The sequence below is a fragment of the Sphingobium sp. GW821-FHT02B05 genome (assembly GCF_059421905.1).
Genome location: NZ_JBWKVW010000002.1, coordinates 368,975 through 383,214 on the forward strand (window position 1 = coordinate 368,975; position 14,240 = coordinate 383,214).

General features: G+C 63.5%; 14 protein-coding genes and 1 pseudogene. 9 read left to right on the forward strand and 6 right to left on the reverse strand.

Going from position 1 to position 14,240, the window contains the following annotated elements:
- Window positions 1–264: 264 nt before the first annotated feature.
- The 7 genes and pseudogenes from AC07UX_RS11390 to AC07UX_RS11420 all read left to right on the forward strand — a co-directional run.
- A pseudogene (locus tag AC07UX_RS11390) lies at window positions 265–609 on the forward strand (nicotinate phosphoribosyltransferase); the annotation flags it as partial.
- Window positions 610–685: 76 nt separating this feature from the next.
- Complete coding sequence (locus AC07UX_RS11395; RefSeq protein ID WP_495192114.1) at window positions 686–1,273, forward strand: hypothetical protein; 588 nt, start codon at window positions 686–688, stop codon at window positions 1,271–1,273.
- Window positions 1,274–1,915: a glutathione S-transferase gene (locus AC07UX_RS11400; RefSeq protein ID WP_495192115.1), complete on the forward strand. Its 642-nt coding sequence runs from the start codon at window positions 1,274–1,276 to the stop codon at window positions 1,913–1,915.
- Between the two features lie 206 nt (window positions 1,916–2,121).
- Window positions 2,122–2,985: a methylenetetrahydrofolate reductase gene (locus AC07UX_RS11405; RefSeq protein ID WP_495192116.1), complete on the forward strand. Its 864-nt coding sequence runs from the start codon at window positions 2,122–2,124 to the stop codon at window positions 2,983–2,985.
- 29 nt (window positions 2,986–3,014) lie between these two features.
- Window positions 3,015–3,872, forward strand: coding sequence for a formyltetrahydrofolate deformylase (purU, locus tag AC07UX_RS11410; RefSeq protein ID WP_495192117.1), 858 nt, complete (start codon window positions 3,015–3,017; stop codon window positions 3,870–3,872).
- A gap of 3 nt (window positions 3,873–3,875) precedes the next feature.
- On the forward strand, window positions 3,876–4,733 hold the full coding sequence (locus AC07UX_RS11415) for a bifunctional 5,10-methylenetetrahydrofolate dehydrogenase/5,10-methenyltetrahydrofolate cyclohydrolase (protein ID WP_495192118.1): 858 nt from the start codon (window positions 3,876–3,878) through the stop codon (window positions 4,731–4,733).
- Window positions 4,733–5,083 carry a dihydroneopterin aldolase gene (locus AC07UX_RS11420; RefSeq protein ID WP_495192119.1) on the forward strand — a complete coding sequence of 117 codons (351 nt, stop codon included), beginning with the start codon at window positions 4,733–4,735 and terminating at the stop codon, window positions 5,081–5,083. Before AC07UX_RS11415 ends, AC07UX_RS11420 begins: the two co-directional genes overlap by 1 nt.
- Here AC07UX_RS11420 and AC07UX_RS11425 read toward each other — a convergent pair.
- The 5 genes from AC07UX_RS11425 to AC07UX_RS11445 all read right to left on the reverse strand — a co-directional run bounded on the left by AC07UX_RS11425 (window position 5,080) and on the right by AC07UX_RS11445 (window position 11,093).
- Complete coding sequence (locus tag AC07UX_RS11425; RefSeq protein ID WP_495192120.1) at window positions 5,080–5,916, reverse strand: HpcH/HpaI aldolase/citrate lyase family protein; 837 nt, start codon at window positions 5,914–5,916, stop codon at window positions 5,080–5,082. The two genes, AC07UX_RS11420 and AC07UX_RS11425, sit on opposite strands and share 4 nt — an antisense overlap.
- The gene (locus AC07UX_RS11430) at window positions 5,913–6,365 is read right to left on the reverse strand and encodes a MaoC family dehydratase (RefSeq protein WP_495192121.1); all 453 of its coding nucleotides are present in this window, start codon (window positions 6,363–6,365) and stop codon (window positions 5,913–5,915) included. The genes AC07UX_RS11425 and AC07UX_RS11430 overlap by 4 nt, the downstream gene beginning before the upstream one ends.
- 134 nt (window positions 6,366–6,499) lie before the next feature.
- Complete coding sequence (locus tag AC07UX_RS11435; RefSeq protein ID WP_495192122.1) at window positions 6,500–8,344, reverse strand: acetyl/propionyl/methylcrotonyl-CoA carboxylase subunit alpha; 1,845 nt, start codon at window positions 8,342–8,344, stop codon at window positions 6,500–6,502.
- A 5-nt stretch (window positions 8,345–8,349) separates the two neighbouring features.
- Window positions 8,350–9,951, reverse strand: a complete 1,602-nt coding sequence (locus AC07UX_RS11440) for a carboxyl transferase domain-containing protein (protein WP_495192123.1) — start codon at window positions 9,949–9,951, stop codon at window positions 8,350–8,352.
- On the reverse strand, window positions 9,948–11,093 hold the full coding sequence (locus AC07UX_RS11445) for an isovaleryl-CoA dehydrogenase (RefSeq protein WP_495192124.1): 1,146 nt from the start codon (window positions 11,091–11,093) through the stop codon (window positions 9,948–9,950). The genes AC07UX_RS11440 and AC07UX_RS11445 overlap by 4 nt, the downstream gene beginning before the upstream one ends.
- 79 nt (window positions 11,094–11,172) lie before the next feature.
- On the opposite strand from AC07UX_RS11445, the gene AC07UX_RS11450 reads away from it, so the two are divergent.
- Both AC07UX_RS11450 and AC07UX_RS11455 read left to right on the forward strand, forming a co-directional pair.
- On the forward strand, window positions 11,173–12,033 hold the full coding sequence (locus AC07UX_RS11450; protein ID WP_495192125.1) for a LysR family transcriptional regulator: 861 nt from the start codon (window positions 11,173–11,175) through the stop codon (window positions 12,031–12,033).
- 144 nt (window positions 12,034–12,177) lie between these two features.
- Complete coding sequence (locus AC07UX_RS11455) at window positions 12,178–13,098, forward strand: ROK family protein (protein ID WP_495192126.1); 921 nt, start codon at window positions 12,178–12,180, stop codon at window positions 13,096–13,098.
- Window positions 13,099–13,200: 102 nt separating this feature from the next.
- On the opposite strand, the gene AC07UX_RS11460 is transcribed toward AC07UX_RS11455, so the two are convergent.
- Window positions 13,201–14,130: a LysR substrate-binding domain-containing protein gene (locus AC07UX_RS11460; protein WP_495192127.1), complete on the reverse strand. Its 930-nt coding sequence runs from the start codon at window positions 14,128–14,130 to the stop codon at window positions 13,201–13,203.
- Window positions 14,131–14,240 lie beyond the last annotated feature (110 nt).

Sequence of the window (14,240 nt, forward strand, 5' to 3'; positions counted from 1 at the left end):
GTAATGTTGCAGATGGGCAGGGTCGCCCTGCGATTGCATGGATTGCAACCGCCATGGCTCGCTTCGCATTTGCGCGGAGGCGTGGAAAAAGCGAACGAGGTGGCGCCTTTCAGGCATCCTCTCCTAAAAACTTTCAAGGCTGGTCGGCGACGATCAGCCTTTCTTTTTTGCCTGCGGCATCCCGCCACGCCAAAGGCAAACGTCGCCTGACAAGCGCGCCTGCCATCCCTATGGCCGGCAGGGCACAGGCTGGACGGAGATTGCATGGTTGTCACCGACATAGCGACGCGGACCTACAATCATAACTGGCGCCTCGATCCGATCGTGCGCAGCCTGCTCGACACGGATTTCCACAAGCTGCTGGTGCTCCAGATGGTCCGGCACGTCTATCGGGACGTCGAAGCGACCTTCGCCCTGATCAATCGCACCACATCTGTCCAGCTGACGGACGTCATCGATGAGCATGCGTTGCGCGCACAGCTCGACCATGCCCGCTCGCTGCGCTTTGGAAAGAAGGAGTTGATCTGGCTTGCCGGAAACAGCTTCTACGGCAAGGCGCAGATGTTCAGCCCCGAATTCATCGATTGGCTCGCTGGCTTCGCCTGCCCGACTCTTGGCTACCGGGTCAGGCTCTACTATGGGACAAGCCCGCCCTTCCCCTCTACCGCGACGAATGAGAATGACGATGCCCGCCCAAACTGCTCTCGCCAATCTGGGCCAATGCATCGCCGCAACGCATGGATGGCCAGCGGCCAAGGCGTTCAAGGCCTATGTCTGGAGCGAGCAGGACCGCGCCGGAATTGCGGCCTGCGCGTCGGATATCTTCAAACTGTTCCCGGTGGCGGGTCAGGAAGAATCTCTGACCGCGACTTTAGCCTTCCAGCTCCAGCGCCGTCTTCAGGCGCCGGTTCACCTTATTGCCGGAACGCTGCGGGTCGAGGGGCTGACGGTATGCGAGGGACGATTGCCCGCCGATGGATCCAGCCCCTTCGCCGCAAATGCGCCGGTGTGGCGTGGGCATTTGTGGATCATGGTCGGACCGCATGTGGTCGATGCCTCGATCTTCCGGATGGCAAACGCGCCCGACTGTCCGCCCGCACTTGCGCGTCATGTCCATGCCCTGTTCGGCTCGGACAAGGGGCTTTACGCCGATCACTGGCGGCATGCCCGGCGGATCGGGCTGGACTATGATCCGCAGCATGTGCTGAGCGAAGAGGATATGGATTTCCTCCTCAACGCCGCCTATCGCCTAATCAAGGATGGCGCTGGCTAGGTGCTGCCGGTCCTCTACAGCTTTCGCCGCTGCCCCTATGCGATGCGGGCCAGACTGGCTCTGGCGATCAGCGCCACGACTGTAGAACTGCGCGAGGTCAAGCTGTCGGCGAAGCCGGAAGCGATGCTTGCCTCCTCGCCCAAGGGTACGGTCCCGATACTCGTCCTGCCCGATGGCACGGTCGTCGATCAAAGCATCGAAATCATGCGTCTTGCATTGGCCCGCAATGATGCCGAGGGCTGGCTGACGCGCGACGATCCTGCCCTGATCGCCACCAATGACGGCCCGTTCAAGCATGATCTCGATCGCTACAAATATCCCGAACGCCACGGATCGAACAGTCATAGCCATCGCGACAGCGGGCTTGCCTTTCTCCTGGAAATAGAAGAGCGACTGGCGAGCGCCGCGTATCTGTGCGGCGACGAGCGCGGCATTGCGGACGCCGCGATCATACCGTTCATACGGCAATTCGCATCCGTCGATCCGCACTGGTTTTCGGCCCAACCGCTTGGCCGCGTCAAACATTGGCTGTCGGCCTACCTGACCTCGCATCTGTTCGAAACCATCATGGTCCGCCTGCCGCCCTGGTCGCCATCGGACAGGCCCGTGGAGGTTCATTGGTCCGACTCGATCGGGCGTTGATCGACATTCTGGCCAGGCTCTCTGTTGCCCATCCCATCCCTGGCCCGTTGCATATCCTTGTGCAGCAGCCTCTTCGCTTTTGGACGCAATTCTCCGCCCGAACCCGAACCTTTAATAGAATTTCGTATCTATGAATATTTCATCTATGCGAATTTAATCCGATGCTTTAGGAGGAGTCGCAAGAAACAAAAGGCTGGAAGGATATTATGCCGGTCATTCACCCGAATTGGGAACGTCCGCCCGTCAATATGGTCGATGGCTATTCGCTGGAAATGACGGCGAAGGACGTGGAGTCGCTGCGAGAGGCTGCACCGGCAATTGCACGCGAGACGCCCGTTGCCGTCACCTTCCTGCCCGGCGAGGATTTCGCTGCGCGGATAGCGGCCACCAAGCTCGTCCGCAGCCTGGGGTTCGAACCGATGCCGCATTTTTCAGCGCGCCGGATCACCTCCACCGCCGAATTCGAGGATTATCTGGCGGCCGCCGTGGCGGAGGCGGATGTGCGCCGCTGCTTCGTGATCGCGGGTGACCCGTCCGAACCGGAAGGTCCTTATTTCGACAGCAGCGCCCTCATCGCCAGTGGTGCGTTCGAACGGGCCGGAATAAGCGCCATCGGCATTGGCGGCCATCCCGAAGGTCATCCCAATATGACGCCGGAACAATGCTGGTCGGTGCTGACCGGAAAATGCAGCGAGATCGAAGCGCGCGGTATGGCGCCGTTGATCGTGACCCAATTCGTGTTCGATGCCGATGCGGTCCTGGCTTGGCTCACCGAATTGCGGACCCGCGGCATCAGCGCGCCGGTGCGCATCGGCGTGCCGGGGCCGGCCGGTATCAAGACACTGATGCGCTTTGCCGCGCGCTGTGGTGTCGGGGCGTCGGCTTCCGTGCTCGCAAAATACGGAATTTCGATTACGAAGCTGATCGGATCGGCCGGTCCTGACAAGCTGGTCGAACGGTTCGAGCGGATGCTGGGGGAAGAGCATGGCAAGGTGCGGCTGCATTTCTATCCCTTCGGCGGTCTGGAAAAAACGGTGGCCTGGATCAACGACTATGCCCGCGCGCACTGACGCAGATGGGTGAGCGGGAGGAGATTGACGTGACGACTATCTATACGCTGCGACTTCAGTGCGACGACAAGCCCGGCCTTGTGGCCAAGGTCGCCGGCTATCTGGCGGCGCGTGGCTGCAATATCGTCGATGCGCAGCAATTCGACGATGCGATGAACAATACCTTCTTCATGCGCGTCGCGTTCAAGCCGGGCGCGGGCGAAACGCTCGACGGCCTGCGTGACGGGTTCGCGCCCATTGCGCAGGATGCAGAGATGGACTGGTCACTGACCGATCAGGCCGCGCCCAAGAAGGTCGTACTGATGGTCAGCAAGTTCGACCATTGCCTGGGCGACCTTCTCTATCGCCAGCGGATCGGCGAACTGCCGATGGATGTGGTCGGCATCATTTCCAACCATCCGCGCGAAGTGCTGCACACCTCGATGATCGGCGACATGCCCTTTTACCACTTCCCGATCACGAAGGACACGAAGGCCAGCCAGGAGGCGCGCATCAAGCAGGTGGTGACCGAAACCGGCGCGGACCTGATCGTCCTGGCCCGCTATATGCAGATTTTGAGCGACGATCTGGCGGCTTTCCTGTCGGGCCGCTGCATCAACATCCATCACAGCTTCCTGCCCGGTTTCAAGGGCGCCAAGCCCTATCATCAGGCTTATGAGCGTGGCGTGAAGATGATCGGCGCGACCGCCCATTATGTGACCGCAGACCTGGATGAAGGCCCCATCATTCACCAGGATGTCGAGATGATCGGCCATGCCGACGTGCCCGACGAACTGGTGCGGCGCGGACGCGACATCGAACGGCGCGTGCTGGCCGAAGCGGTGCGGCTGCATTTGCAGGACCGGGTCTTCATGAACGAGACGCGCACCGTCGTCTTCAGGGGCTGATCCATGGTCGCGCTGATCGATGGGCGTGCGATGGCGCATGCGCTGGGCAAGCGGACCGCGCAGGCCGTGGCCGGGCTGAAGGCCGACGGCGTCGAACCGGCGCTGGCCGTGGTGCTGGTGGGTCATGATCCCGCCAGCGAAATCTATGTCCGGCGCAAGATCGGCGAATGTCGCAAGGCTGGCATAGGCTCCATCGAAAGGCGGCTGGCGGCCGATTGTGGCGAGCAGGTGCTGCTGGACCTGATCGACGCATTGAATGTCGATCCGGCCGTGCATGGCATATTGGTCCAGCTACCGCTGCCCGCCGGGATCGATGCTGCGCGGGTGCTGGACCGGATATCGCCAGCCAAGGATGTCGACGGTTTTCACCCCGTCAATGTCGGGCGGCTGTCGACCGGGTCGAAGGGGTTGGTGCCCTGCACGCCGCTGGGCATCATGGTGCTGCTGGACAGCGTGATCGACGATTATCGCGGCCTCAACGTCGTAGTGATCGGCAAGTCCAATATCGTCGGCAAGCCCGTCGCCATGCTGTTGCTGGAGCGGGAAGCGACCGTTACCGTCACCCATATCGAGACGCGCAACCTGCCCGATATCGCCCGCGCCGCCGACGTGATCGTGGCGGCGGCCGGCGCCCCGCATCTGGTGCGCGGCTATTGGGTGAAGCCGGGCGCGGTGGTGATCGACGTCGGCATCACCCGCGTGGTCGATCATGACGGAAACAGCCGCATCGTAGGCGATTGCGCGACCCATGAACTGGACCATGCCAAAGCCGTCACGCCGGTGCCGGGCGGCGTCGGCCCCATGACCATCGCCTGCTTGCTGAGCAATACCGTCACCGCCGCGCAGAGGAGCATGGGCTGATGGCATCCGTCACCACCAGAGTGCGGGTCAAGGACCTGCCCTTATTGGCCGATATCGGCATCAATCCGGACGAGATCGGCCGGCGCCAGCCGCTGGTCATCACCGTCCAGTTGCTGTTGGATGGCGGCGCGATAGAGGGGATCGGCGAAACGATCGACTATCGCCGGATCGTGCGCGCTGCCGAGGCCATGTCGGAAGTGCATATCCCGCTGATCGAGACATTTGCCCAGCGGCTTGGCGAGGAATGTCTCAGTTGGCCGGGCGTGGTCGAGGCCTGCGTCAATATCGACAAGCCCTTCGCCCTGACGCGCGGGCTGGCCGGGGTGGAGGTCTTGGTTCGGCGGGACTAAGCCCCTGCCCGGTCCAGGATGCGGCGCGCCTGCACCAGATGCGGGCGGTCGATCATCTTGCCGTCCAGCTTCAATGCGCCCACGCCGGGATTAGCATCGAACGCATCGACGATCGCACGGGCATGGGCCAGTTCGGCAGATGTCGGCGTGAAGCCCGCATTGATCTTGGCGACTTGAACCGGGTGGATCGCCATCATGCCGGTGAAGCCGTCGCGACGGGCGCGGGCGACATAGGCGGCCAAGGCTTCGGGCGCGTCGATGCGCGGGAAGACCGTTTCGATCGCGGCGGTGGCCGCTGCATGGGCGCCGAACAGGGTGAGCGACCGGACCATTTCATAGGGCGGCGTATAGCGGCCATCCTCCTCGCGCGATGTCGCTGCGCCGATCGCGGCGGGCAGATCCTCCGCCCCCCAGGTGAGGCCGGCCAGATGCTTGCCTACGCCAGCATAGCTGCCCAGTTGGAAGATGGCGGCAGGCGTCTCCGTCGCGATCGGCAGGATCGGCAATCGCACGTCGCCCATCAGGGCGAGCAGCGCCTCCACGCTTTCGGCCCCCTCCGCCTTGGGCAGCAACAGGCCGTCGGGTTGGCCCGGCAGGATGGCGGCCAGATCGGCTTGCGTCTGGTCGCCATCCAGCGGATTGACGCGCACGAAGGTCGGGACAGACCGATCCCCTGCGAGCCATTCGGCCACGGCCGCGCGAGCCGCCCTCTTGCGTTCGGACGCAACGGAATCCTCCAGGTCGAGGATCAGCGCGTCCGCACCGCTGGCCGCCGCCTTGGCGAAGCGTTCGGGCCGGTCACCCGGCACGAAGAGCAGCGAGCGAAACGTCATGCGTCCGACCTTTTGAGCAAGGCCATGCGCAGGCATTGGCAAACGACCTGATCGCGCTGATTGTAAAGGCGGTGAGTGAAGGTGACGATGCCGGCGCCGGGGCGCGACTTGCTGGGCTTGAGATCGGTGACCTCCGTTTCGCAGCGCATCGTGTCTCCGATAAAGACCGGATTGGGCATGACGAGCTTGTCATAGCCCAAGTTAGCCACCAGCGTGCCGAGCGTCGTATCCCCCACCGACAGACCCACCATCAGCGCAAAGGTGAAAGTGCCGTTGACGAGGATCTGGCCGAATTCGCTGGCCTTGGCCGCTTGTGCGTCCAGATGCAGCGGCTGCGGATTATGGGTCATCGTCGTAAAGAGGAGATTGTCGGTCTCTGTGACGGTGCGGCGGATATCATGGACGATCCGGTCGCCCACCTGCCACTGGTCGAAAAATTTGCCTGCCATGTCTTCGTCCCTTAACTTCGCACATTTCCCGCCAATTTTGACATTTCCTGTCAAAAGCAGGACATTATCGAACAAGCCTCATCCCGGCAGATGCGGCGGCCAGTATAAGCCGAGGCGCGTCCTGTAGGACAGGATCATTCGTCCTTTTCGATCCGCGCGAGCAAGGCGCCCTCGCTGACCTGACCGCCTTCAGCCGCGTTGAGTTCGGCAACGGTGCCGTCGAACGGCGCGACCAGACTATGCTCCATCTTCATCGCTTCCAGGGTCAGCAGTTTCTGCCCCTTGGCGACCTTTTCCCCGGCCGCCACGGCAACGGCGATGATGCGACCAGGCATGGGCGAGAGGATCGCGCCATCGGATGCGGCGCCGCCCGCGCCGCCTGATGCGCGCCATGGCGCCAAGCGCCAGACCTGTCCGCCTTCGGCGATCAGCACATCGTCCAGCGCTGCATCATCATCCGTGCCGGCGCGTGGATCGAAGCGGATCGTGACCGCTTCGCCGTCGAGCAGCAAGGTCGCCCTCGTCCTGATCGGGGCATTGAGGCGGAAACCCGACAAGCCATCGCCTGACACCAATGCCGACGCCGCATCGGCCAGCGTCTCGTCAGACGGATGGGGCGGCGGGAGCAGCGCGTCTCCCTTCCGCCCGATCAGGCCCGTGTCCAGTTGTGCCGCGACGAAGGCGGGATGCTCCAATGCCTTGACGAGGAAGCCCGCATTGGTGCGCAGCGGCCAGATGGCCGTATCGTCCAGCGACCCGGCCAGCGAGCGGCGCGCTGCATCACGAGTGGGGCCATGGGCGATCACCTTGGCGATCATCGGGTCGTAGAAGGGCGAGATTTCCGCGCCCTGCTCGACGCCGGTATCGATGCGGCACCCCTGCCCCAGTTCAAACCTGTCGAGCCGCCCGATCGACGGCAGGAAACCCTTGGCCGGATCTTCGGCATAGAGGCGCGCTTCCATCGCCCAGCCGTTGATCGACAGCTCCTGCTGCGTTTTCGGCAATGGTTCGCCCGATGCGACGCGCAATTGCCATTCGACCAGATCCTGCCCGGTAATCTCTTCCGTCACGGGATGTTCGACCTGAAGCCGGGTGTTCATTTCCATGAACCAGATGCGGTCGGCGCGCAGACCGTCGCTGCCGTCGGCGATGAATTCGATCGTGCCGGCGCCGACATAATCCACCGCCTTCGCCGCATTGACCGCCGCCAGACAGACGGCCGCGCGGGTTTCGGAGTCCATGCCCGGTGCCGGCGCTTCCTCTATCACCTTTTGATGGCGGCGCTGGAGCGAGCAGTCGCGTTCGAACAGATGGACGACATTGCCATGGCTGTCGCCAAACACCTGCACTTCGATATGGCGCGGATTGGTGATCCATTTTTCCAGCAGCACGGAATCATTGCCGAAGCTGGAGGCAGCTTCGCGCTGGCAGGAGATCAAGGCGTCGGCGAAGTCGGCGGCATCATCCACCTTGCGCATGCCCTTGCCGCCGCCGCCCGCGACCGCCTTGATCAGGACGGGATAGCCGATCGCATCGGCCTCCGCCATCAGTCGGGCAGGCGACTGGTCCTCCCCCAGATAGCCGGGGGTGGTGGGAACGCCGGCGTCCTGCATCACTTGCTTGGCCGCGTCCTTGAGGCCCATGGCAGTAATGCTGGCGGGATTGGGACCGACCCAGATGAGGCCGGCATCCTGCACCGCCTGCGCGAACTGCGCATTTTCGGACAGGAAGCCATAGCCCGGATGAATGGCCTGCGCGCCGGTCTGCTGCGCGGCGGCGATGATGCGGTCGCCCCGCAGATAGGATTCGCGCACCGGCGAGGGGCCGATATGCACGGCTTCGTCGGCGGAGCGGACATGCAGGGCGTTGGCGTCCGCGTCGGAATAGACCGCGACGGTGCGGATGCCCATGGCGCGCGCGGTACGGATGATGCGGCAGGCGATTTCGGCGCGATTGGCGATGAGAAGGGACTGGATCATCGTCATTACATCCTGAAAATGCCGAATTGCGCGCGGTCTTCGACCGGTGCGTTCAACGCGGCGGCGAAGGCGAGGCCGAGGACGTCGCGGGTCTGGGCCGGGTCGATGACGCCATCGTCCCACAGCCGCGCGGTCGCATAATAGGGATTGCCTTCATCCTCATATTTGCGGCGGATCGGCGCCTTGAAGGCTTCGGCCTCCTGCGCGCTCCATTGGGCGGCGTCGCGGTGGACGGTTGCCAGAACGCTCGCGGCCTGTTCCCCGCCCATCACGCTGATGCGGGCATTGGGCCAGGTGAAGAGGAAGCGTGGCCCATAGGCGCGGCCGCACATGCCATAATTGCCCGCGCCGAAGCTGCCGCCGATCAGCACGGTGATCTTGGGCACCTGCGCGGTGGCGACGGCGGTGACGAGCTTGGCACCATTTTTGGCGATCCCTTCCGCCTCATATTTGCCGCCGACCATGAAGCCGGAGATATTCTGGAGGAAGAGCAAGGGGATGCGCCGCTGGCAGGCGAGTTCGATGAAGTGCGCGCCCTTCAAGGCGCTTTCGCTGAACAGGACGCCATTATTGGCGAGGATCGCGACGGGCATGCCCCATATATGGGCGAAGCCGCAGACGAGCGTGGTGCCGTAAAGCGGCTTGAATTCGTGAAATTCGCTGCCATCGACGATGCGGGCGATGATTTCGCGCACGTCATAGGGCGCGCGAACGTCGTCCGGGATGATGCCATAAAGGTCGGCGGCGTCGAATTTGGGCGGACGGGGATCGCGCAGGTTGAGATCGGGACGGCGATCGGGCTGGAAGGTCGAGACGATGTCGCGCACGATGGTGAGCGCATGATCATCGCTTTCGGCGACATGATCGACCACGCCGGACTTGCGACCATGCAAATCGCCGCCGCCCAGATCCTCGGCGCTGATGACTTCGCCGGTCGCGGCCTGCACGAGCGGCGGGCCGGCGAGGAAGATGGTGCCCTGATTTCGGACGATCACCGTTTCGTCGGACATGGCCGGCACATAGGCGCCGCCCGCCGTGCAGCTGCCCATGACGCAGGCGATTTGCGGGATGCCGCGTGCGGACAGGTTCGCCTGATTGTAGAAGATGCGGCCGAAATGGTCGCGATCCGGGAAGACCTCCGCCTGGTTGGGCAGGTTCGCGCCGCCGCTATCGACCAGATAGATGCAGGGCAGCCTGTTTTCGAGCGCGATTTCCTGTGCGCGCAGATGTTTCTTGACGGTCAGCGGATAATAGGTGCCGCCCTTTACGGTGGCGTCGTTGCAGCCGATCATCACCTGACGGCCGGACACGCGGCCGATGCCGGCGATGAGGCCGGCGCCGGGGACTTCATCGTCATATAGGCCGTTGGCGGCAAGCTGGCCAATTTCCAGGAAGGGCGAGCCGGGATCGAGCAGCCGTTCGACGCGATCGCGGGGGAGCAGCTTGCCGCGGGCGACATGCTTGTCGCGGGCGTTGGCCGAACCGCCCTGAGCGGCGGTCGCCACGCGATCGCGCAGTTCCTGCGCCAGCGCGCGATTATGCGCGGCGTTGTTGCGGAAGGCATCGCTGTCGGGCGATAATTTGCTGTCGAGGACGGGGGCGCTCATGCTCCGATCAGCTCCCGGCCGATCAGCATGCGGCGGATTTCGTTGGTGCCAGCGCCGATGTCCAGCAATTTGGCGTCGCGCATATAGCGTTCGACCGGCCAGTCCTTGGTATAACCCGCACCGCCCAAGGCCTGCACCGCCTCCAGCGCGACCTTCATCGCATTTTCCGACGCCAGAAGGATGGCGCCGGCGGCGTCGAAGCGGGTCGTTTTGCCAGCGTCGCAAGCACGGGCGACGGCATAGACATAGGCACGGGCCGAATTGAGCGCGACATACATGTCCGCGATCTTGGCCTGCATCAGCTGGAAGGCGCCGATCGGCTTGCCGAATTGCTTGCGCTCGCGAATATAGGGCAGGACGGTGTCGAGGCAGGCCTGCATGATGCCAAGCTGGATGCCGGCCAGCACGGTGCGCTCATAGTCGAGGCCGCTCATCAGGATGCCGACGCCGCCGTTGAGCGGTCCCATGATATTTTCTTCAGGCACTTCGCAATCGTCGAACACCAGTTCGGCGGTGGGCGATCCGCGCATGCCCATCTTGTCGATTTTCTGGCCGATCGAGAAGCCCTTCATCCCCTTTTCGATGAGGAAGGTGGTGATGCCCTTCGACCCCTCCCCCGTCTTGGCATAGACCACAAGGGTGTCGGCATAGGCCGCGTTGGTGATCCAGAATTTGGTGCCGTTGAAAATATAACGGTCGCCCTTCTTCTCCGCCTTCAGCTTCATCGAGACGACGTCGGAGCCGGCACCGGCCTCCGACATGGCAAGTGAGCCGACATGCTCGCCCGAAATCAGCTTGGGGAGATATTTTGCCTTTTGCTCGGCATTGGCCCAGCGGCGGATCTGGTTGATGCAGAGATTGGAGTGTGCGCCATAGCTGAGGCCTATGGAGGCGGAGGCGCGGGCGACCTCCTCCTGCGCGACGACATGCTCCAGATAGCCAAGGCCCAGGCCCCCGTCTTCCTCTGCCACGGTAATGCCATGCAGGCCCAGTTCGCCCATGGCCGGCCATAATTCGACCGGGAACCAGTCCTTCGCGTCGATCTCTGCCGCCAGCGGGGCGATGCGGTCGGCCGCGAAACGGGCCGCGCTGTCCCGGATCATGTCGGCATTGTCGCCCAGCGCAAAGTCGAAATCGGTCATCGGCGTCTCTCTCCTGTTATCGCCTTCTTAGCGCAGCCGCAGTCGGCTGGAAAATTGACAGTCCCATATCAGTGTATAGATGGGACCTATGATAGAACGCTATCTTCTCCGCTATTTCCTGGCCGTGGTCGATCAGGGCAATTTCTCCCGCGCGGCGGTGCATTGCAACGTGTCGCAGCCGACCCTGTCGGCGGGCATCTCCAAGCTGGAGAACGCGCTGCAACGGCAACTGTTCACCCGGACCAACCAGCGGGTGCAATTGACCCAGGCCGGCACCCGATTCCTGACCCATGCCCGGCGCATCGAGCGGGAGTTCAACATGGCGCTGGGCGCGATGGCCGACACGGCGCAGGCGCGGCCGATGCGGATCGGCGTGCTGAACAGCATAGCAGGCACGATCGTGGCGCGAGCGGCGCGGGCCTATCGCGCAGAGGGTGGCGGGCCGGTCGAGATCGCCTTTGCGAGCGAACGCGAATTGACGGCGATGCTGGCGCGAGACCGGATCGACGCGACCTTCAGCATCATCCGGCCGGGCGCGCAGTCGCCGACCCAGCACGTCGTGGCAGAGGAAGGCTATGCGATGGTGATGGCGAGCGACCATGTGCTGGCCCATCGGACGCAACTGGATGCAGAGGATCTGCGGCAGGAGACGATGATTGTGCGGCGCCATTGCGAATTGCTGTCGCAGACGAGCCGGCATTTCCTGGAACGCGGCGTGCGGCCGCATTTTTCGTTGCGCACCACCAATGACGAGCGCGCGCTACAGTTGGTCGGCGCGGGCATGGGCGTGACGGTGATGCCCGATTGCTATCGCAGCGCCGACGTTGCCCATGTGCCGCTGGCCGGCTTCGACCATCGCCGGACATTGGGGTTCACGCTGGCGGACGAGGGATTGTCGGACCATGGCCTGCTGCGCGCGCTGGCTGCGGCATTTGTGTAGCGGATGTGCCGATCGGCAGTTTCATGGGGCATGGATTGGCGCGAACTGGCGGGATGGGATGAGCTTGCCTATGATGGGCCGGAATTTCCATTTTCGGGCGCCCAGCATCATGTCCTTCCTTACTCTCCTTCCCGGTATCGCCGCATGAGTGCCCTGCCCTGTCTGGCCGGTGTGGAACTGGGCGGGACCAAGATTTTCGTGTTGCGGGCGCGGGGGCGGACGATCGAGGAGCGGGTGATGATCCCGACCACGACGCCACAGGAGACGCTGGGTGCTGCGGCGGCGATTTTGCGGCGCTGGCATGAGGAGTCGCCGTTCGAGGCATTGGGTATCGGATCGTTCGGGCCGCTGCGGCTGGACCGGGCGGCGGCGGATTTCGGCCATATGCTCCCCACACCGAAACCGGGCTGGACCGGCGCGGACATTTATGGCGCACTGGCGGGCGTGCTGCCCTGCCCTGCCGCGATCGACACGGACGTCAACGGTGCGGCGCTGGCCGAGGTGCGCTGGGGTGCCGGGGCGGAGGGCGACAGGCCGTCCGACTGCCTGTGCTACATCACGATCGGCACGGGGCTGGGCGCGGGCTTTGCGCTGCAAGGCCGGCCGCTCCATGGCGCGATGCACCCGGAACTGGGACATATATTGACCCGCCGGGCGGCGGGAGACGGTTTCGAGGGTTCCTGCCCTTTCCATGGCGACTGTATCGAGGGGCTGGTGTCCGGTCCGGCGCTGGCGAAACGGTTCGGCGTTCCGGGCGACCGGATCGCGACCGACGATCCCCGCTGGGACCATGTCGCTCATGATATCGCGCAGCTGATCGGCACGATATTGCTGACCACGGCGGCGAGGCAGGTACTGATCGGCGGCGGCGTGGGCATGGGCCGGACCGACCTGCTGGACCAGGTGCGGGCGAAGGTGGTGGCGCAACTGGCCGGCTACCTGCCCTTCGTCACCCAGGAGACGATCGGCACTATCGTGCGGGCGCCGGTGCTGGGCGATCAGGCCGGGCCGCTGGGCGCTGTTGCACTGGCGATGGATGCACTGGAGACGGCCAGGCCGCGCTGACGCGACAGCGAGTTGGACAGGTAAAAGCCAGCATTAAAGTCGCGCTTCTGACTTCAGGGCATTGAACGAGGGATATATTGCCACGTCAGTCCACAAGCGATCCTATGGCTCCGTGTCCTGCATAGCGTGTCGCGGATCCAAGACCCCGCCTGCCCGCAGGATCGCGTCCTGGAAGGCACGGGCGGTGGGGGGCAGGTCGCTCCTGTGGATCATCCACAGCCGGGTGCGGACGGTGGGGAAGAGTGGACGCAATATCACCTTGTCCACATGCAGACGTGACAGCGAACGCGACAATATGGTGGCGCCGAAGCCGGCGGCCACCAGCCCCAGCAACGTCGCGAAACTGCCGACCTCCAGCGTGATGCTGGGGCGAAATCCGGCCTGTTCGCACAGGGCGAAGAAATGGTCGTTGAAATCGGCGCTACTGGCCGTGGCGTAAAGGACGAAGGGCACGCCAACCAGGTCGGCGATGGAAGGCTCAGCGTCCCGTCGGGCGAGGGCATGATCCTGCCGCAGGGCGAGCAGCATATCCTCCTCCAGCAACCATGTGGCGCTCAGGCCATCGGGCAAGGTGGGCGACGCGACGCCGCGGATGATGCCGATGTCGAGATCGCCCCGCTCGATCAGTGCGACCTGATCATCGCGACCCAGTTCCTGAACCCGAAGATCGACATCGGGGAAAGTCTGACGAAAATCATAGAGTGCATCGGCGATTTGCGGCACGAAAGGCGCCGAGGCCGTGAAGCCCAGTGCAAGACGCCCCAGATGGCCACTTTGGGTGTTGCGGGCGACCTGTGCGGCATGATCAGCCTGCGCCAGGGTCTTGCGCGCTTCGGGCAGGAACAGGCGCCCGACTTCGGTCAGGGCGACGCGACGACTGGTCCGGTCGAACAGGCGCGCCCCCAGTTCCTCCTCCAGTGCCCGGATCTGCTGGCTGAGCGGCGGTTGCGACATGCCCAGGCGTCGTGCGGCGCGGCCAAAATGCATCTCTTCCGCCACGCACAGGAAATAACGCAAATGTCGCAGGTCCATAAGATCAGGTCGCCATAGATATCAATCATGCTTTATTAGATATTGGACACAAAATAGACAACTGCCCATAGCGCCTGGCAAGGGTGGCGTTTTGAAACCATAGTGAACGT